Origin of the sequence: Enterobacter sp. T2 (genome assembly GCF_010692925.1) — a bacterium.
Lineage (GTDB): Bacteria > Pseudomonadota > Gammaproteobacteria > Enterobacterales > Enterobacteriaceae > Enterobacter > Enterobacter kobei.
In genome coordinates this window covers 814458-833832 of record NZ_CP048736.1, presented here as the reverse complement: position 1 = coordinate 833832, position 19375 = coordinate 814458, and the positions used below count along the sequence as shown (strand labels likewise).

Below are 19375 nucleotides of genomic sequence, written 5' to 3'. Positions count from 1 at the left end.
TTTTAACTTCAAAATATGGATATTGGTATGTCTTTTAAAAAAGTTAGCATGGGTATGGCAATTGCACTGGCTCTGAGCGCAGGTTCCGCAGTTGCAGCTGTTCCAGGTGACACAGGTACGATTACTTTCCACGGCATGGTGTCTAACACCACTTGTAAAGTTTCCCTGGATCAGAAAATTGACCAGAGTGGTAACGATTTCGATGTCACCCTGGACACCGTATCTGTTGCTGATTTTGGCACCACTGCACTGGGTACTACCAGCACCCTGGGCCAGAAAAAATTCAACCTGGCGCTGACCGGTTGTGATACTGCTACCGTGGCTAAAGCATCTGCACAGTTCAATTCCTGGGCGGGTTCTACTTCTACCGAAGGCGGCCTGCTGGTTCCACCAGCAAACGCTCAGGGTTCTGCGAAGAACGTTAACCTCGTACTGAGCAACGATGGCAACACCAAAACCGATCTGGTGAAAATCGACCAGACTAACAACACTCAACAGGCCACTGTTGATACAAGCGGCGCGGCTAAGCTGTACTACAAAGTAGCTTATACCCAGGGCCAGGGTTGGGATCAAACCACTAACCCAGTATCCGCCGGTACCGTGCAGGCACAAGTTGCCTTCACCATGAACTACGAATAAACCTCTTTGTTTTGCAGGTTTTAAATAATCCCCCGCTTCTGGGGGATTATTCTTATCATTCCAACAGGAAGTGGAAAAATTATGTTTAACGCATCCGTAATTAAAGGATTAAAGATCGCGCTGTTTACTGCTGCTTTATTTTCAGCATCACACGCCAGTGCCGATATTGTTATTTCCGGCACCCGCATTGTTTACCCTGAGTCATCAAAAGACGTCATCGTTAACCTGGATAACCGTGGTGCAAAACCTCTGCTGGTTCAGTCCTGGCTCGACGACGGTCGCGACGAAAAAAGCCCGGAAGAACTTAAGCTCCCGTTCGTGATCACCCCGCCAGTTTCACGTATCGACCCTAAGCAAGGTCAGTCTTTGCGCATCACCTACATGGGTCAGTCGCTGCCAAAAGACCGCGAATCGTTGTTCTGGTTTAACGTATTAGAAATTCCGCCAAAACCTAAAAATGCCAACGCCGAAAATACAAACCAGCTTCAGCTGGCGTTCCGCACCCGCATTAAATTCTTTTTCCGTCCAGACGGACTGAAAGGCTCAGCGCTGGAAGCCGCCGACCATGTCACCTGGACCATGAAGAAAGACGGCAACGGCGTCAGCCTCGTCGCCCATAACGAGTCCCCGTACAACGTAGCGATTTCAATGGTCAAACTTAAGTCGGGCCAAAAGACCTATGAGGTAGCCCACCAGTCTGTTCTGCCTTTCAGCGAGAAAGCCATGCTGGTCAAAGGATTAACCACCACCACAACCGGCAAAGTGGCATACGAAACAATTAACGATAACGGTGGGGTCGACAACCACGAAACCACGCTGAAGTAATTTGCCACCCGACAACATAACAATAGATAGCATGAGCTCTGCGGATATGTTTATCCGCACTGATAAATGGATGTGCCATGGTGTTCCGACGTTCTCTTTTATGCCTTGCGATCGGCACGGCATTCCCCTTACATGTTTGTGCAGACAGTCACGCAGCTAATGACACCGCGCAGGAAAACGAAGATGCGGTCGAATTTAACGAACAGTTTCTTCTCTCAAGAAGCACAAATATTGACGTAAGCCGCTTTGCGCATGGTAACCCGGTGGCGCCGGGTACGTACCGTACCAGGGTCAATTTAAACGGCACGTTAAAATCGACGGTTGACATTATCTTTAAAGATAACGGGACGCCGCGCGCGACACCCTGTATTACGAGGCTTTTGCTCTCGCAGTCCGGTGTGGATACCCGCGCACTCGGAGACGAGCTGGACGACGACGACAACGAGACCTGCATCGATGTAAAAAAATTCTATCCTGAAGCGTCGGTCAACTACGACAGTGCTAAGCAGGTGTTGAACCTCAACTTCCCGCAAATTTACGTGGTTAAGCGCCCGTTAGGCTATGTCGACCCGTCCCTTTGGGATAACGGCATTCCGGCGGCGCTTCTGTCTTACGATCTCAACGGCTGGCACAGCGAAAACAGCGGTTCAACCTCTGAAAGCGCCTATGCGGGCCTGCGCTATGGTCTCAACATGGGACCATGGCGCCTGCGATCGCGCGGCAGTCTGAACTGGGATAAAGACAACGGCACGCACTACAGCAGCCAGGATATTTATCTTCAGCGTGACATCACCTCTCTTGACGCGCAATGGGTACTCGGTGACTCCTTTACCAACGGAGAAGCCTTCGACTCCTTGAGCCTGCGCGGAACACGTCTGTATAGCGACGAACGTATGCTGCCAAACGGTTCAACGGGGTATGCACCGGTGATTCGCGGCGTGGCAAACAGCAATGCCAAAGTCAGCGTCACGCAGAGCGGCAATAAAATTTATGAGACCTCAGTGCCGCCGGGCGCGTTTGAGATCAACGATTTGAGCACCACGGGCTACGGTAACGATCTGCTGGTCACCATTGAAGAGGCGGACGGCAGCAAGCGCACGTTCACGGTGCCGTTCTCGTCCGTGACCCAGATGCTACGCCCTGGATCCTCACGCTGGGACGTTGGCATGGGTGAACTGAACGACGACTCGCTGATCGACAAGCCCCAGGTAGGCTACGGTACGCTCTACTACGGCCTCAACAATACCTTCACGGGCTATGCTGGCGCCCAGTACACCGACATGGACTTCTATGCAGGCATCCTCGGCCTGGCAATGAACACCCCCATCGGTGCTTTCGCGCTGGACATCACCCAGTCGCACGCGGATATCGAAGACCTGGGCACGCGCAGTGGGCAGAGTTATCGTCTGACATACAGTAAGCGCATTGAAGCCACGAACACCTCGTTCAACGTGGCGGCCTATCGCTTCTCTACCGAAGACTATCTGAGCCTGAACGATGCCGCGCAACTGCGTAACAGCATCAAACAGCAGAACTATGCCAACCGTAGCTATGAGTCAAATACGGCTCTTTACGATGACTACCAGCGTACTAAAAACCAGATCCAAATCAGCCTTAACCAGCCTCTGAGGGCGGCTGAAAAGGATTACGGTTCACTGTACGTCAGCGGAACCTGGCAAGATTACTGGAACGGGGAAGGCTCTAACTCTAACTACAACGTGGGCTACAACAACAGCTTCGCCTACGGTAGCTATAGCCTGTCGTTACAGCGGACTTACGACCAGCGCGGTCAACAGGATGACAGCGTTTACCTCAGCCTGAGCGTGCCGCTGAGCGTCTTCTCGCAGGACAACTCGCGTTTAGCTGGGTTCTCGAACGTCAACATGGGCCTGCGTTCCGATCTTAAAGGCGGTACTAACTTCAACAGCTCCGCGAGTGGCAACACTCAGGATAACAAGGTCAGCTACTCCGTCAGTACGTCGTCCAGCAGCGGTAACTACGGCAACCTGAACCAAATCAGTGGTTATAGCTCGCTAAATAGCAGCTATGGTCCGCTCGGCGTTTCCGCCTCGTTTGGTGACGACAATAGCAAGCAGTTCTCCGCCTCTTACAGCGGCGGGATGGTCGCACACGCGGGCGGCATCGCCTTCGCACCGGGCAGCATTGGCGATAACGATGCCATCGCGGTAGTCAAGGCCAGCGGTGCGAAGGGCGCGGGTGTGGGCTACGGCGCAGGCACAATTGACGACTCGGGCTACGGCATTCTGCCGTATATGTCCGCGTATCGGGAAAACCGGGTTTCGCTGGATATCAGGACCCTCGAAAACGACGTTGAAGTGAAAAATACCACCACCACCACCGTACCGCGCAGCGGTTCTGTCGTGCTGGTGAATTTTGAAACCGACGAAGGACGTTCGGTCGTTCTTGAGCTTAAGCGTAACGATAACGGCTTTATTCCACTGGGCGCTGACGTGCTGAATGAAAAAAATGAATCGGTGGGTTCCGTGGGCCAGGCCGGTCAGGCCTATGTTCGCGGTATCGAGAACAGCGGCGTGCTCCGCGTGGTCTGGAGCGGTGACAAGGACGGCTCCTGCACAGTGCGCTATCAGCTGAAACCCGATTTAGAGAAAGCCGGGCTCATTACCCTCCTCAATAACCAAACATGTGAAATGTAATCCGGGAAATTAAGAGAAATCATATGAAAAAGATGCTTCTCAGCCTGTCTGTCATTGTCATGACAGCGCTGACGCTTTCAGGGACGGCACACAGTACCGATCTTACGGTTAACTTTACCGCCAACCTTCGTGAAACGACCTGTGATATGAAGCTGGTTGGCGGCTCAGGTTCCAATACCGAGCAGACGCTTAAAATCGGAGACTCACAGGGCAAAATCCGTCTCGACCAGGTGCAGGCCGGTACAGCGACAGCTGAATTCAAGCTGGCCATCGTTGAATGTCCGTCCTCGCTGAGCGACCTGAAAACCACGGTGAAGGGTACGCAGAACACCGATCTGTTAACGGGTGTAAGTAACTCGAAAACGACCGCCAGCGGCGGTGCAGATTATGCAGCCGTCACCATTGCCCGTGCATCCGCCCCGGACGCACCGTTCACCATTAACTCGACCAACGATGCTCAGCGTCTGGTCTGGTCCGCGGCGGAAATCACCAGCAAGGAAATCCCCCTGGTGGCGACTCTGAAAGAAACCCAAACCGGCAAAATGACCACAGGCGATTTCGAAGCCATAGTGACGTTTGAATTCAGCTACGAATGATTTGTGCAGATAACGGAGCACTCAAATGAAATTTAACTCAACTTTACTCGCCCTGTCCGTTGCTGCCCTTTTCGCTACCGACACGGCAAATGCAGCGATTACAGGCACCCCCAGCGCCAAGCTAACCGTCCAGTCAACCATCACCGCTGGCACCTGTACGGCGAAAGTGACCAACAGCGCGGGCGCGGATGCCACTGAGGTGAACTTTGGTGATGTGTATAAAGCTGATCTGGAAAACAAAAGTCGCGTAGAACCGCTGAAAATCTCATTCACGGGCTGCGCTGGCGTGAAAAAAGCCATGGTGTCTGCGGCGTCCGGTACAGGCGGCTCATGCTCAGGTAATAACCTGGACGGGGACGCTTATGCCGCCGGCCAGAACACCGCCTTTGAGCTCTGGTCTGGCGCGGTGGATTCCGGCCTTCAACTGAACTGTAAAACACCCCCCGCAGCGCAGGCGGTTACCATCACCAGCGGCGTGGGTGAGTTCCCGATGAACTCCCGTATCGTGATCGCGAAGGATAAGACCATCGCTGATGTGGGTACAGGCTCGGTAACTGCGCCTGTGACCTTCACCGTAACCTATCAGTAATACAGGAATTGTCATGCAACAATTACCGATTCTCTTTCGCCAGCCCGGTCTTGTGTTGCTTGTCGGCCTGGCTGGTGGGCTTTTACCTGACGTAGGCCGGGCAAATTCAGGCCTGGATACGAACATTACCGCTAACATTGTTAATAGCAGTTGTAAGGTAACCGTTGATAATGGAGGAGAAATCTATCTCCCCACGGTTATACGTAGTTGGTTTTATAACGCTGATGGTAGCGATCGCTATGTTCCTGGCGATGATGCAGGCGGCACACCTTTTAAGATTCATGTCGATGACTGCTATGGTGAAAGCGGCAACCCTGCAAAGCTGAATTTCAGCTTCTCTCCTCAATCAGGATTCTGGCCGGGACAAAACCAGGTATTTAAAAGCGATGATACTGCTGCAGGAACGGCGAGAAACGTCGGCGTGGTGATTTTTTCCGGAAAAAATAAAGCCAACGTATTAAATAACGACGGAACGTCAAAAGTCGTTTACGACGTGAGTGGTGAGGGTTCTGCATATATAACGGATTATGAATTCTACGTCAGATATCAAAACACAGGCGTTGTTACTGGCGGGACGGTGACCAGCAAAATACGCGTTGACGTCACTTATGAATAATAACCAGAACAGGAAATGGATGAGAATGTTCAAAGAATTCACACACAGCCCCCTTATTAGCGGTGCTGCGAAGGTTGCCTTAACCGGCCTGCTTTTCTCTTTTTGCCAGTCAGGTTGGGCTGCAGAATGTCGAATGGATGATGGCGATGGCGGTACAACAAAACTGGTCAACTCTGAATACTCGGGGGCAACAATTCGCTTACCCGATCAGGGGGCGTATATCAATGAAATCTTTACCGTTAACATCACGCCGGGCATCCAGATACATTGTGGCCCCGGGAATGACGGTTACAATCTGATGGCGCAAACCAGCCCTGAACTACTGGCAGGCAGCAAGTACAACGAGGGCATGTTTGCGACCAATATCCCCGGCATCTATTACAGCGTGAAGGTAAAAACCTCCGACACTGGAATCGGCGGCCTATTTGGAACGAATACTTCCGGCTGGTATACCACTGCAGCATGGGGGCAAAATACCCCTATACAGGACAGATGGATTAACACTTTCGTATACCTCTACGTCGGTTATGACTACCAGGGTAACCCGAACAGGGAAACCGTCATAAAACCGAAACCGGGTACTCTGGGGAAAATGTCGATAGGCGATCCCGCGGACAGCAATAACAAGCCCTGGACGTTCACAGTGGACGAGAACTCATTCCAGGTACCTATCGTATTGCCTACCTGTGATATCGTCATGCTGGGTAACGGCACGCACACGGTGGATCTGGGAGATTATTTTGTTTCCGACATCAGATACAAGCGCGTCAAGGACGTGCCTTTTAGCATAAATTTCAACGACTGCACCAGCGTGGCGCAATATACCACTAAGCTCACGACAACCAGGCTGACGGGTATAGACCATGACCTTCTCGGCAATACGCTTTCGACAGGGGCGCAAGGTGCAGGCGTGAAGATCTTGTATAACAACGGGAACTCGCAGCTTATTCCCAATGATGCGAACTCGTCATATGTTATGACGGAAACAGGCGTCCCCACGTCGACGCAGATAAACTTTGTGGCCCAACTGATCGCAGATGGCGGCATGATCACCCCCGGCGCGTTTAGCGCCACCGGCGTGTTCACCATCTCCTACAATTAATCCTACCCCTGCGGCTGATTGCTGATCAGCCGCGACATCGTCTCCAGCGAATCCGTTCTTAAGATATAGAGGCGTTTCAGTAAGAACGGATTATCCCCCGGCTTGACCTTCCCTTTCACCGTCGTTACCGCCAGATGAAAACCGGCGTCGTTCGCTGCCTTGATCGCTTTATTGTCATAGCCGCCAAACGGGTAAGAAAGGTACAGCACGCGCGGGTTGAACTGCGACAGCGCACGGCGGGAACGTTCAAAATCGAACAGGATCACGTGATAGCTGCGGCTCAATAAAATCGGGTGTTTATACCCATCCACGCGATGCAGGAAGTGAGTGTGAGACTGAATGTCGAACACGTCCTGTATGCCCTTAATTTCCTGAACGCTCATAAACTGCAGCGATTTTGGGTCCCACTTCTGCGGATGACCTTTGATGCGTGACGAAATAATAAACGCGGTCGCGTTGAAGCCATATTCTTTCAAAACCGGGTAAGCGTAACGGCTCACCGACTTCAGCCCATCGTCAAACGTAATCACCACCGCCTTCGCGGGCAGGTTCATCTTGTTACGCACGTAGCCTTCCAGCTGGTACATCGTCAGCGTCGCGTATCCCTGATCGCGAAGCCAGGTCATCTGGTTGCTGAACGCACGTACGCTGGTGGTCGTGGAGGTATGGCGAAAACGGGTGTTTTCTTCGTCGCGCAGAATATGGTGGTAGGTGAGAACCGGGATGCCGTTATCTTCCTGCGCATCCAGGCTGCTGATCCACGCTAGGCGATTGCCAATGCGGATTTGATACCACGTCTGATTCAGACGGTCTTTGAGCTTATTCAGAATGGGGTAACGCAGGTTGGCGCTAAGGGTGCCAAAGGGCGCACTTCCGCTACTGGGCGCGTTATAGACGGGCGTATCTTTCCAGGTGATGAGGTTTTGGTTACTGAGCGGCTTATTCAGATCCCCCAGACTGTCCTCTACACGCTGCTTTCCCTGCACGTTTTCAAGGTGCGCTTTATCAATAAACCCCGTGCCGAACCCGAAGCGAAATTCATAATAATCCGCCGCGGCGGGAAAGACCGCGAGGATCTGCCCGGCGCGCACATTGCCCACGTTAACCACGTCGTTACCCACCTGAGCCCAGATGGCTGCATCCTCAGTGGTTTGCATATAGTGAGCAGGGAGCCCTTGCTGGCTAATCAGGCTGGCAGACGCCCCACCGGACACCAGCAGCAAAAGGATAAAGATAACGCGCATGAACATAGGATATAAATCGACACGGAAAATCAGTCGCCATTGTAGCAAAAGCGACATCAATACCAATGTTTAATGTTTATACAGATCGTGAAGCAGAACGAAAGGCGGGTTCTTCTGCTGCTGGTGCCACAAGCTGCTCACCCCAGGCATGCCCTCCCCCACAATGGCGTGACGAAACTCCGCGCTGCTTAATGAGGCGCGAAGGGGATACATGGCTTCGAGTAAAGGCAGACTGATACCGGAGATCACTTCACAATTATCGTGCTTGTGGCTCAGCAACGCGGCGGCCCGATAAGGTGCAGCGCCTGATTTATCCGTCAGAAAAATTACCCCGTCGCCGGAGTCTGTTTCATGCAGCGCATCGCACATCATCCGGCTGAGCATGTTGGTGCTTAACCCACGCCAGTAATTAACCGCCCGGCATTGCACCAGCGGACCCAATCTGGCCTCAAGCTTGTCCAGCATTTCCTGCGCCTGTTCATCATGGCAGGTGATAACCCATCCCAGCATAACTCTCTCCTTAGCAGGCAAGTAGTTTAGCGGAGTGAAGGTTAGCTTACGGTGATAACTGTCAAAGAAAGCGCCCGGCAAACAGAGCGTCGCCGGGCAAAAGGTTAGCTGCGAAGACCGCGACCGCGCTGAATCAGATACCAGCACAGCAGGTAGAACGCGACAATGAATACCCCCAGCACCGCCACCGTCGTAAACAGCGGTACATCGGTAATACCGAGGAAGCCAAAGCGGAAGCCGCTGATCATGTAGACGATCGGGTTCAGGTGCGACAGCGCCTGCCAGAAGGGCGGCAGCAGCGTCAGGGAGTAGAAGACCCCGCCGAGGTAGGTGAGCGGCGTCAGCACGAAGGTCGGGATTAGGCTGATGTCGTCAAACGTTTTGGCAAATACCGCGTTCAGCAGACCGGCCAGCGAGAACAGGATTGCCGTCAGAAGCAGCGTCAGCGCGACAAATAGCCAGGAGTGGACCTGGAACGGGACGAAGAACAGCGAAATCGCCGTCACCAGGATCCCCACGCACAGACCGCGCGCCACGCCGCCGCCCACGTACCCGGCGATAATCACATGCGTCGGCACGGGTGCCACCAGCAGCTCTTCAATATTGCGCTGGAATTTGGCGCTAAAGAACGACGACGCCACGTTCGCGTAGGCGTTGGTGATCACCGCCATCATGATCAGACCCGGCACGATAAATTGCATATAGGTAAAACCGTGCATCTCACCAATCCGGGAACCAATCAGATTACCGAAGATGATGAAATAGAGCGTCATGGTGATCACCGGTGGCACCAGGGTTTGCACCCAGATACGCATAAAGCGGTTAATCTCTTTCGCCCAGATGCTTTTCAGCGCGACCCAATAAAGATGCGTCATGCCTTGTCTCCTTGTTTATCCTGCACCAGAGAGACAAACAGCTCTTCCAGTCGGTTCGCTTTGTTACGCATACTTAAAACCTGAATCCCCTGCGCGCTCAGCTGAGAGAACACGCTGTTGATCCCCTGCTCGCGCAGCACTTCCACTTCCAGCGTCGAGGTATCCACCAGACGATACTGGTACCCTTCCAGCTTCGGCAGCGGGCTTTTTGCCGCCAGGTCGAGGATAAAGGTTTCTGATTTCAGCTTGGAAAGCAGGTTTTTCATCGAAGTGTTTTCCACCAGCTCGCCGTGCTGAATGATGCCGATGTTGCGGCACAGCATTTCAGCCTCTTCCAGATAGTGGGTAGTCAGAATAATGGTGGTGCCTTTATCGTTCAGATCCTTCAGGAAGCCCCACATCGAGCGGCGCAGTTCGATATCCACACCCGCGGTCGGTTCATCGAGGATCAGCAGTTTTGGCTCATGCATCAGCGCACGGGCAATCATCAGGCGGCGTTTCATCCCGCCGGACAACATCCGCGCACGTTCGTTACGTTTTTCCCACAGGTCGAGCTGCTTCAGGTACTTTTCGCTGCGCTCCAGCGCCTCTTTGCGCTCAACGCCGTAATAACCCGCCTGGTTAACGACGATCTGCTGCACCGTCTCGAACGGGTTGAAGTTGAACTCCTGCGGTACCAGCCCCAGCTGGCGTTTGGCGTTAACCACATCTTTTTGCAGATCGTATCCGAACACGCTAACGCGGCCGGAGGTTTTGTTCACCAGCGAGCTGATGATCCCGATGGTGGTAGATTTCCCTGCCCCATTCGGCCCCAGAAGCGCGTAAAAATCCCCGGCCTCTACTTTAAGATCTATCCCGCGTAGCGCCTGAACGCCACCCGAATAGGTTTTTTTAAGCTGCTCAAGCTCCAGTGCAATTGCCATGAATTTAACTTACCTTCAGTTCTTACACACGTTGTGTGGTTTCATTAAAAGTCGGGTTACCCTATAGTAGCGCAACGCAATTACTTGGTTACAGGTCGCTAACCTCCATGAACGACATAGATACACTCATTAGCAACAATGCACTATGGTCAAAAATGCTGGTGGAGGAAGACCCCGGATTTTTTGGAAAACTCGCACAAGCCCAGAACCCGCGCTTTCTCTGGATTGGCTGTTCCGACAGCCGCGTGCCGGCGGAACGTCTGACTGGCCTTGAGCCAGGAGAACTGTTTGTTCACCGTAATGTCGCCAACCTGGTGATTCACACCGATCTCAACTGCCTGTCTGTGGTTCAGTATGCCGTTGACGTTCTGGAAGTCGAGCACATCATTATTTGTGGCCATTACGGCTGCGGCGGCGTGCAGGCGGCGGTTGAAAACCCGGAACTGGGATTGATTGATAACTGGCTGCTGCACATCCGCGATATCTGGTTCAAACATAGCTCACTGCTGGGCGAAATGCCGCAGGAGCGTCGCATGGACACCCTGTGCGAACTCAACGTGATGGAGCAGGTGTATAACCTTGGGCATTCGACCATCATGCAGTCAGCGTGGAAACGCGGGCAGAAGGTCTCTATCCACGGCTGGGCGTACGGTATTCACGATGGTCTGCTGCGCAATCTGGAAGTCACCGCCACCAACCGCGAAACGCTGGAACAGCGTTACCGCTCAGGGATTGCTAACCTCAAGCTTAAGCATGTGAACCATAAATAAGTGCACGTTAAAAAGCCGGGTGGCGCCGAGGTAAAAGCAAAACGGCAACCAGGTTGCCGTTTTTTGGGTTTGCTCCCTCTCCCTGTGGGAGAGGGCCGGGGTGAGGGCATCAGGCCGCACCCAACTCGTTTACTCGTCCAGTAATACCACTTTTCCCACATACGGCAGATGACGATAACGCTGTGCGTAGTCGATGCCGTAACCCACCACGAATTCGTCCGGAATGGAGAAACCGACAAACTCTACCGGGACCTGCACTTCGCGACGGTCAGGTTTATCCAGCAGCGTACAAATTGCCAGTGATTTCGGCTCGCGCAGGCTCAGGATCTCGCGCACTTTAGAGAGCGTGTTACCGGAGTCGATAATATCCTCCACGATCAACACGTCTTTGCCACGAATATCTTCATCCAGATCTTTCAGGATTTTCACATCACGGGTTGTGGACATGCCGCTGCCGTAGCTGGAGGCGGTCATAAAATCGACCTCGTGAGGCACCTGCACTTCACGGCACAGGTCCGCCATGAACATGAAAGAGCCACGCAACAGACCAACCAGCACCATTTCGCTGCCGCTGTCCTTGTAATGTTCGGTGATTTGACGACCCAGTTCGGCGATACGCGCTTTGATCTCGGCTTCCGGGATCATCACTTCAACAGTATGTTTCATATTACTAACCATATGATTTTAATGAAAATCTCTCAATGCAGATGAACTCACTTCAGGCATTGATACGCAAGCCAGCCATTATATCAGCAAATGGATAAGCCTGGCGTATGAGTTATAAAAAGCAAATATTGTGATTCCGATCACACTTGTTAATACCTATAATTAGTTGCTAGCAAATTATTAACAAAAACTGACGAGTACACTTTCTATGGCTGAAACACACTCTAAACAGCCGCGTCTACTGGTGACACTAACAGCGTTATTCGCCGCCTTCTGCGGCCTGTACCTGTTAATCGGTGGCGTCTGGCTGGTCGCGATCGGCGGCTCCTGGTACTACCCAATCGCGGGCCTGGTTATGCTTGGCGTAACCGTCCTGCTCTGGCGTAGAAAACAATCTGCACTGTGGCTGTATGCAGTTTTACTCCTCGCAACCATGATCTGGGGCGTCTGGGAAGTCGGCTTCGACTTCTGGGCACTGACGCCGCGCAGCGACATCCTGGTCTTCTTCGGTATCTGGCTGATCCTGCCGTTCGTCTGGCGTCGCCTGATTGTGCCTTCCCGCGGTGCCGTGGCGGCACTGCTGGTGGCGTTGCTCATCAGCGGCGGTATGCTCACCTGGGCCGGTTTTAACGATCCACAGGAGATCAACGGGACGCTGAATGCGGAGTCTACCCCTGCGGCGGCTATCTCGCAGGTTGCTGACGGTGACTGGCCGGCCTATGGCCGTAACCAGGAAGGTCAGCGTTACTCCCCGCTTAAGCAGATCAACGCGGACAACGTTAAAAACCTGAAAGAAGCCTGGGTATTCCGTACCGGCGACCTGAAGATGCCGAACGATCCGGGCGAACTGACCAACGAAGTGACGCCAATTAAAGTCGGCAACATGCTTTATCTGTGTACGGCGCACCAGCGCCTGTTCGCGCTCGACGCGGCCACCGGTAAAGAGAAATGGCACTTCGATCCACAGCTGAACTCCAACCCGTCGTTCCAGCACGTGACCTGCCGCGGTGTCTCTTACCATGAAGCGCGTGCCGATAATGCCAGCCCGGAAGTCATTGCCGACTGTCCGCGCCGCATTATGCTGCCGGTCAACGATGGTCGTCTGTTCGCTATCAACGCAGAAACCGGCAAGCTGTGCGAAACCTTCGCCAACAAAGGTATCCTGAATCTGCAGACCAACATGCCGGACACCACGCCGGGTCTGTATGAACCGACTTCTCCGCCAATCATCACCGATAAAACCATCGTGATTGCCGGTTCGGTGACGGATAACTTCTCCACGCGTGAAACCTCGGGCGTGATCCGCGGCTTCGACGTGAATACCGGTAAACTGCTGTGGGCCTTCGATCCGGGCGCGAAAGATCCTAACGCGATTCCGTCAGACGAACACACGTTTACCTTCAACTCGCCAAACTCCTGGGCGCCTGCCGCGTATGACGCGAAGCTGGACCTGGTGTACCTGCCGATGGGTGTGACCACGCCAGATATCTGGGGCGGTAACCGTACGCCGGAGCAGGAGCGCTATGCGAGCGCCATCGTGGCGCTGAACGCGACCACCGGTAAGCTGGCCTGGAGCTACCAGACCGTTCACCACGATCTGTGGGATATGGATATGCCGTCCCAGCCGACGCTGGCCGACATTACCGTTAACGGCAAAACCGTTCCGGTGATTTACGCTCCGGCCAAGACGGGCAACATCTTCGTGCTGGATCGCAGCAACGGCAAGCTGGTTGTGCCTGCGCCGGAAAAACCGGTTCCGCAGGGCGCGGCGAAAGGCGACTACGTCTCTAAAACGCAGCCGTTCTCTGACCTGAGCTTCCGTCCGAAGAAAGACCTGAGCGGGGCAGACATGTGGGGTGCCACCATGTTTGACCAGCTGGTATGCCGCGTGATGTTCCATCAGCTGCGCTATGAAGGCATCTTCACACCACCTTCTGAGCAGGGCACGCTGGTCTTCCCGGGTAACCTGGGGATGTTCGAATGGGGCGGTATTTCCGTCGACCCGAACCGTCAGGTTGCTATCGCCAACCCAATGGCGCTGCCGTTCGTTTCCCGCCTGATCCCACGCGGTCCGGGCAACCCAATGGAGCAGCCGAAAGATGCGAAAGGCAGCGGTACCGAAGCCGGTATCCAGCCGCAGTACGGCGTACCGTATGGCGTGACCCTGAACCCGTTCCTGTCACCGTTTGGTCTGCCGTGTAAACAGCCTGCCTGGGGTTACATCTCCGGTCTGGATCTGAAAACCAACCAGATTGTGTGGAAAAAACGTATTGGTACGCCACAGGACAGCATGCCGTTCCCGATGCCGGTTCCGGTGCCGTTCAATATGGGTATGCCAATGCTGGGTGGCCCAATCTCTACCGCCGGTAACGTGCTGTTCATCGCGGCAACCGCAGATAACTACCTGCGCGCGTACAACATGACCAACGGTGAGAAACTGTGGCAAGGCCGTCTGCCTGCGGGTGGACAGGCAACGCCGATGACCTATGAAGTGAATGGCAAGCAGTACGTTGTCATCTCTGCGGGTGGTCACGGTTCGTTTGGCACGAAGATGGGCGACTATATCGTCGCGTATGCGCTGCCTGACGACGCAAGGTAAAAGCAAAACGGCAACGAAAGTTGCCGTTTTTAGTGTCTGTTCCCTCTCCCCGTGGGAGAGGGTCAGGGTGAGGGCATCAGGCCGCACCAGCGAAAAGTAGGCCGGGTAAGGCGAAGCCGCCACCCGGCTTTTTTTATACGGTAAAACCGAGCATCATCCCCGTATCTTCATGCTCCAGCAGATGGCAATGCGCCATGTAGGCAAACTCCTTCGGCGCGTCGTGGTCAAACTTCACCAGCACCTCGCTCACGCCGCCCTCCACTCTCACGGTGTCCTTCCAGCCTGCGCGATGCGCATCCGGCGCGTTGCCGTTCTCAGAAAGAATGCGGAACTGCGTGCCGTGGATGTGGAACGGGTGCAGCATCATGTCGCCTTCGCCTGAAATCACCCAGCGCTCAAACTGCCCTTTTGTAGCGGCAAACATCGGCGTGTTCATATCAAACGCTTTACCGTTGATCTTATTGGCGTTGTGGAAATCAAAGCCATGACCACCATGATCCATGCCGCCCATTTTGCCGTGGTCCATATTCATATGGCCCATCATCTGACCGTGATGCATTCCCGCCATTGCCTGATTGCCATACTTCTTCATCAGCGCCTGCATGCCCATCATGTCGAGCATCGGGTCCATGGAGAGCTGAAGCTTGCGTTGCGTGAGCCCGTCAAGCGACGGGAGTGCAGGCAGCGTGGTTAACGTATCCGGCAGCGTGCCCGACGCGGTAACCAGTAACGGCTGAATGCGTAACACTGGATGCGGCTTATCAAATGGCGCAACCGCCATCCCCATCTGGCTGACCGGGAGGGTCACCAGGTCAAACGCCTTGCCGTCGCTGATATCCACCAGCACCTCAAAGCGCTCCCCCATGAGCATCGGCAGCGCATCCACTTTAACTGGCTCGGGCAGAAGCCCCCCGTCGCTGGCGACCACGTACAAAGGGCGTTTATCACTGGTCGCAAAATTAAGGGAACGCGCGTTACAGCCGTTAAGCAGACGTAAACGCAGCCAGCCTTTTGGCGCGGCGTGCTGAGGGTAAATCGCACCGTTGGTCAGCAGCGTATCCCCGAACCAGCCGACCGCCGCGCTCATGACGTCCAGCTGGTAGTCAATCTGCCCGTCTGCGGTGAATTTTTTGTCCTGCACAATCACCGGCACATCATCGATGCCCCACTGTTTCGGCAGACGCAGCAGGCGGCTTTCATCGTCTTCAATCAGCACCAGCCCGGCCAGCCCCATCGCCACCTGATGGCCGGTTTTGCCATGCTGATGCGGATGGAACCAGCAGGTCGCCGCACGCTGCTCGGGCGTAAAAGTCACGCTACGTTTACCACCGGCCTTGATAATGCCCTGTGGTCCACCGTCGACTTCACCCGGCACTTCCAGCCCGTGCCAGTGGAGCGTCGTCTCTTCTGCGAGCGTGTTGTGGATATCCACCGTCACCGCTTTCCCTTTACGTAGCTGAAGCGCCGGACCGAGCAAATTGCCGTTATAGCCCCACGTCGTGGCGTTGTGCCCGCCAAAGGATGTTTGACCGGACTGAACAACGAGCTGGATACGGCTACGGGCGTCAGCGGTCAGTAAATCAGGGATGGGTAAGGCAGGTCTTTCAGCCGCGAAAACGGCGCGGCTCCAGAGTGGTAGTGCGCTGGCAGCCCCCAGCGCAACGGAATATTTTAAAAAATCACGACGTTGCATGTTCATTTCCTTATTTCCAGCAGGCGATCTTTTGAGCATAAACCCTCCCCTTACCGGAAGGTCAAGTCGGGCGGCAATAATAAAGATCGTCGCACTGGCATCAAGTATGCTAACGTTAATTTTCCGTGAAGAAGTGGTAGAAGCAATGAAGACGTTTTTCAGGACAATTTTGTTCGGTAGCCTGATGGCAATGTGTGCGAACAGCTATGCGCTCAGTGAAAATGAAGCGGAAGATATGGCCGACCTGACGGCGGTTTTTGTATTCCTGAAAAATGATTGTGGCTACCAGAATTTACCCAACGGGCAAATTCGCCGTGCGCTGGTCTTTTTCGCCCAGCAGAACCAATGGGATCTCAGCAACTACGACAGCTTTGACATGAAGGCGCTCGGTGAAGACAGTTACCGTGACTTGAGCGGTATTGGCATTCCCACGGCTAAAAAATGCAAAGCGCTGGCTCGCGATTCACTCAGCCTGCTCGCCTACGTGAAATAATCTTCCCGACGCCCCCTGTTCACCCTATAACCGTGCAACCATGGTTATAGTTAGCTATCATGTTTCGCTCATTTTTTATGAGTGTTACGGATGTTAACAAAGGAGGAGTCCGCGTATGGCCGACCACACGTTGTGGCATGAAACACTGCATGACCAGTTTGGTCAGTATTTTGCCGTTGATAACGTGCTCTATCATGAGAAAACCGATCACCAGGATCTCATCATCTTTGAGAATGCCGCTTTTGGCCGCGTCATGGCACTGGATGGCGTAGTACAAACGACCGAGCGTGACGAGTTTATCTATCACGAGATGATGACCCACGTTCCGCTGCTGGCGCACGGGCACGCGAAACACGTTCTGATTATCGGCGGTGGCGACGGCGCAATGCTGCGTGAAGTGTCCCGTCATCAATCGATTGAAACCATTACGATGGTCGAGATCGACGCGGGTGTGGTCTCTTTCTGCCGTCAGTACCTGCCCAACCACAATGCCGGTAGCTATGACGATCCGCGGTTTAACCTGGTGATTGACGACGGCGTTAACTTCGTTAACCAGACCTCGCAGACCTTTGACGTCATTATCTCCGACTGCACCGACCCTATCGGCCCGGGCGCATCGCTGTTTACCTCCTCGTTCTACGAAGGCTGTAAGCGCTGCCTGAACCCTGGCGGGATCTTTGTCGCACAAAATGGCGTCTGCTTCCTGCAGCAGGATGAAGCGCTCGACAGCCATCGCAAGCTCAGCACCTATTTTTCTGACGTCAGCTTCTATCAGGCGGCCATTCCTACCTATTACGGCGGGATCATGACCTTTGCCTGGGCGACGGATAACGACGTGCTGCGCCACCTCTCGACTGAAATTATTCAGGCCCGCTTCCATCAGGCTGGTCTCACGTGCCGCTACTACAATCCGGCAATTCATACCGCCGCGTTTGCGCTGCCGCAGTACCTGCAAGACGCATTATCCACTAAGGGGGTGAGCTAATTGAAAAAGCTTAAACTGCATGGCTTTAACAACCTGACCAAAAGCCTGAGTTTTTGTATTTACGATATCTGCTATGCCAAAACAGCGGAAGAACGCGATGGTTACATCGCCTATATCGACGAACTCTACAACGCCAACCGTCTGACCGAGATCCTGACAGAAACCTGTTCAATCATTGGCGCCAACATCCTGAACATTGCGCGTCAGGATTACGAACCCCAGGGTGCCAGCGTGACCATTCTGGTCAGCGAAGAGCCGGTCGACCCTAAGCTTATCGACAAAACGGAGCATCCGGGCCCGCTGCCGGAAGTGGTCGTCGCGCACCTCGATAAAAGCCATATCTGCGTGCACACCTATCCGGAGAGCCACCCGGAAGGTGGGTTGTGTACTTTCCGGGCTGACATAGAAGTGTCGACCTGTGGCGTGATTTCCCCGCTGAACGCGCTGAACTATTTAATCCACCAGCTGGAATCGGACATCGTGACCATTGATTATCGCGTGCGCGGCTTTACCCGCGATATCAACGGGATGAAGCACTTCATCGACCATGAGATCAACTCCATCCAGAACTTTATGTCTGACGACATGAAGTCGCTGTATGACATGATGGATGTGAACGTGTATCAGGAAAACATCTTCCATACCAAGATGTTACTTAAGGAGTTTGACCTTAAGCACTACATGTTCCACACCCGTCCAGAAGATTTGAGCGAAGACGAGCGCAAGGCCATTACCGACCTGCTCTGGAAAGAGATGCGGGAAATCTACTACGGCCGCAATATTCCTGCCGTGTAACACGCATGCAAACGGATAAAGAAGGAAAAGCGATGATTTTTCCTTCTTTATTATTTTGTTTGTTTCTTAAACCGGCGTTTGTGCCAGTATCATCGCCGCTTCCGTACGATTTCTGACACCCAGTTGACGAAACAAGGCATGGAGATGATTCTTAACCGTTCCTTCCGCAATCCCCAGCACACGACAAATTTGTTTATTACTGTGTCCCTGGACAACAAGATGCAGGATCTCGCGCTGCCGGGGTGAGAGTGTGCGCAAAGGGGGCGGGGAATTATGCATTCGTATTAATTTATGCTCACGCAGGCAACTATCCGGTAAATATATTCTCCCTTGCCGCACCCATTCGATCGCCTGCAATAACTCTTCCGACTCCATTTTCTTTGTCAAAATCCCGGCGGCACCATTCTCCAAAAAATAAATCGGGTTTACATTATCCAGCCGTGAAAAGTTCATCAACACGAAAACATGATCCGCCTGTGATGTTAACTGCGTTAATAATGCTATTTTTTTCTCAATCTCGTAATCAGCATCCAGAATAATAATATCAACCCGGTTTTTTATTAAACCTTTCCAGACCTCATCTTCGCTATGTGCTGCTGTGATATGTAGTGCGGGCGCAAGTTCAGCCCAACGGCATCGGATGCCATGAATGAACAGCGGCAATTCATCATAAATAAGTATATTCATTGTCGTCCCACTTAAATAATCGTTATCTTGTTAGCGGCACTTAAAAACCTCATACAGACCTCAACGCGAGAGCTGCTGTGCGATGAAAAGCAA

At 53.4% G+C, this 19375-nt stretch carries 19 protein-coding genes; 12 read left to right on the top strand and 7 right to left on the bottom strand.

Annotated features, from left to right (window positions below; translation table 11 throughout):
- Positions 1–27 precede the first annotated feature (27 nt).
- From G0034_RS03930 to G0034_RS03900, 7 genes are all read left to right on the top strand, one after another.
- A complete protein-coding gene (locus tag G0034_RS03930; protein WP_023336764.1) occupies positions 28–639 on the top strand; it encodes a fimbrial protein in 612 nt (203 codons plus the stop codon).
- An 81-nt stretch (positions 640–720) separates the two neighbouring features.
- Complete coding sequence (locus G0034_RS03925) at positions 721–1464, top strand: fimbrial chaperone (RefSeq protein ID WP_179120528.1); 744 nt, start codon at positions 721–723, stop codon at positions 1462–1464.
- Between the two features lie 77 nt (positions 1465–1541).
- Entirely contained in the window at positions 1542–4139 is a 2598-nt protein-coding gene (locus G0034_RS03920; protein WP_045134590.1) for an outer membrane usher protein, read from the top strand.
- Positions 4140–4162: 23 nt separating this feature from the next.
- Positions 4163–4735 (top strand): fimbrial protein, encoded by a 573-nt coding sequence (locus tag G0034_RS03915; RefSeq protein ID WP_023332110.1) that lies wholly within the window; start codon positions 4163–4165, stop codon positions 4733–4735.
- Between the two features lie 25 nt (positions 4736–4760).
- A complete protein-coding gene (locus tag G0034_RS03910) occupies positions 4761–5324 on the top strand; it encodes a fimbrial protein (RefSeq protein ID WP_047026707.1) in 564 nt (187 codons plus the stop codon).
- Positions 5325–5337: 13 nt separating this feature from the next.
- A complete protein-coding gene (locus G0034_RS03905; RefSeq protein ID WP_014882592.1) occupies positions 5338–5940 on the top strand; it encodes a fimbrial-like protein in 603 nt (200 codons plus the stop codon).
- 25 nt (positions 5941–5965) lie between these two features.
- Complete coding sequence (locus G0034_RS03900; protein ID WP_157843862.1) at positions 5966–7042, top strand: fimbrial protein; 1077 nt, start codon at positions 5966–5968, stop codon at positions 7040–7042.
- A gap of 2 nt (positions 7043–7044) precedes the next feature.
- On the opposite strand, the gene G0034_RS03895 is transcribed toward G0034_RS03900, so the two are convergent.
- The 4 genes from G0034_RS03895 to G0034_RS03880 form a co-directional block, all read right to left on the bottom strand.
- A complete protein-coding gene (locus G0034_RS03895) occupies positions 7045–8292 on the bottom strand; it encodes a polysaccharide deacetylase family protein (RefSeq protein WP_045269069.1) in 1248 nt (415 codons plus the stop codon).
- 63 nt (positions 8293–8355) lie between these two features.
- Positions 8356–8796 carry a PTS sugar transporter subunit IIA gene (locus G0034_RS03890; RefSeq protein WP_032637491.1) on the bottom strand — a complete coding sequence of 147 codons (441 nt, stop codon included), beginning with the start codon at positions 8794–8796 and terminating at the stop codon, positions 8356–8358.
- 104 nt (positions 8797–8900) lie between these two features.
- A complete protein-coding gene (locus tag G0034_RS03885; protein WP_023332106.1) occupies positions 8901–9671 on the bottom strand; it encodes an ABC transporter permease in 771 nt (256 codons plus the stop codon).
- Positions 9668–10594, bottom strand: coding sequence for an ABC transporter ATP-binding protein (locus tag G0034_RS03880; RefSeq protein ID WP_023332105.1), 927 nt, complete (start codon positions 10592–10594; stop codon positions 9668–9670). The genes G0034_RS03885 and G0034_RS03880 overlap by 4 nt, the downstream gene beginning before the upstream one ends.
- Positions 10595–10701: 107 nt before the next feature.
- Here G0034_RS03880 and can point away from each other — a divergent pair, with 107 nt between their 5' ends.
- Positions 10702–11364, top strand: a complete 663-nt coding sequence (gene can / locus G0034_RS03875; RefSeq protein ID WP_014882586.1) for a carbonate dehydratase — start codon at positions 10702–10704, stop codon at positions 11362–11364.
- Between the two features lie 129 nt (positions 11365–11493).
- On the opposite strand, the gene hpt is transcribed toward can, so the two are convergent.
- A complete protein-coding gene (gene hpt, locus G0034_RS03870) occupies positions 11494–12030 on the bottom strand; it encodes a hypoxanthine phosphoribosyltransferase (RefSeq protein WP_014882585.1) in 537 nt (178 codons plus the stop codon).
- A 208-nt stretch (positions 12031–12238) separates the two neighbouring features.
- Here hpt and G0034_RS03865 point away from each other — a divergent pair, with 208 nt between their 5' ends.
- Positions 12239–14629 carry a glucose/quinate/shikimate family membrane-bound PQQ-dependent dehydrogenase gene (locus G0034_RS03865; protein WP_023332104.1) on the top strand — a complete coding sequence of 797 codons (2391 nt, stop codon included), beginning with the start codon at positions 12239–12241 and terminating at the stop codon, positions 14627–14629.
- 133 nt (positions 14630–14762) lie between these two features.
- On the opposite strand, the gene cueO is transcribed toward G0034_RS03865, so the two are convergent.
- On the bottom strand, positions 14763–16322 hold the full coding sequence (gene cueO / locus G0034_RS03860) for a multicopper oxidase CueO (RefSeq protein WP_045269070.1): 1560 nt from the start codon (positions 16320–16322) through the stop codon (positions 14763–14765).
- A 145-nt stretch (positions 16323–16467) separates the two neighbouring features.
- On the opposite strand from cueO, the gene G0034_RS03855 reads away from it, so the two are divergent.
- From G0034_RS03855 to speD, 3 genes are all read left to right on the top strand, one after another.
- Positions 16468–16815, top strand: a complete 348-nt coding sequence (locus G0034_RS03855) for a YacC family pilotin-like protein (protein ID WP_014882582.1) — start codon at positions 16468–16470, stop codon at positions 16813–16815.
- A 115-nt stretch (positions 16816–16930) separates the two neighbouring features.
- Positions 16931–17800 (top strand): polyamine aminopropyltransferase, encoded by an 870-nt coding sequence (gene speE, locus G0034_RS03850; RefSeq protein ID WP_014882581.1) that lies wholly within the window; start codon positions 16931–16933, stop codon positions 17798–17800.
- Positions 17801–18595: an adenosylmethionine decarboxylase gene (speD, locus tag G0034_RS03845; protein ID WP_014882580.1), complete on the top strand. Its 795-nt coding sequence runs from the start codon at positions 17801–17803 to the stop codon at positions 18593–18595.
- A 66-nt stretch (positions 18596–18661) separates the two neighbouring features.
- On the opposite strand, the gene G0034_RS03840 is transcribed toward speD, so the two are convergent.
- Entirely contained in the window at positions 18662–19282 is a 621-nt protein-coding gene (locus tag G0034_RS03840; protein ID WP_179120527.1) for a LuxR C-terminal-related transcriptional regulator, read from the bottom strand.
- Positions 19283–19375: the final 93 nt, after the last annotated feature.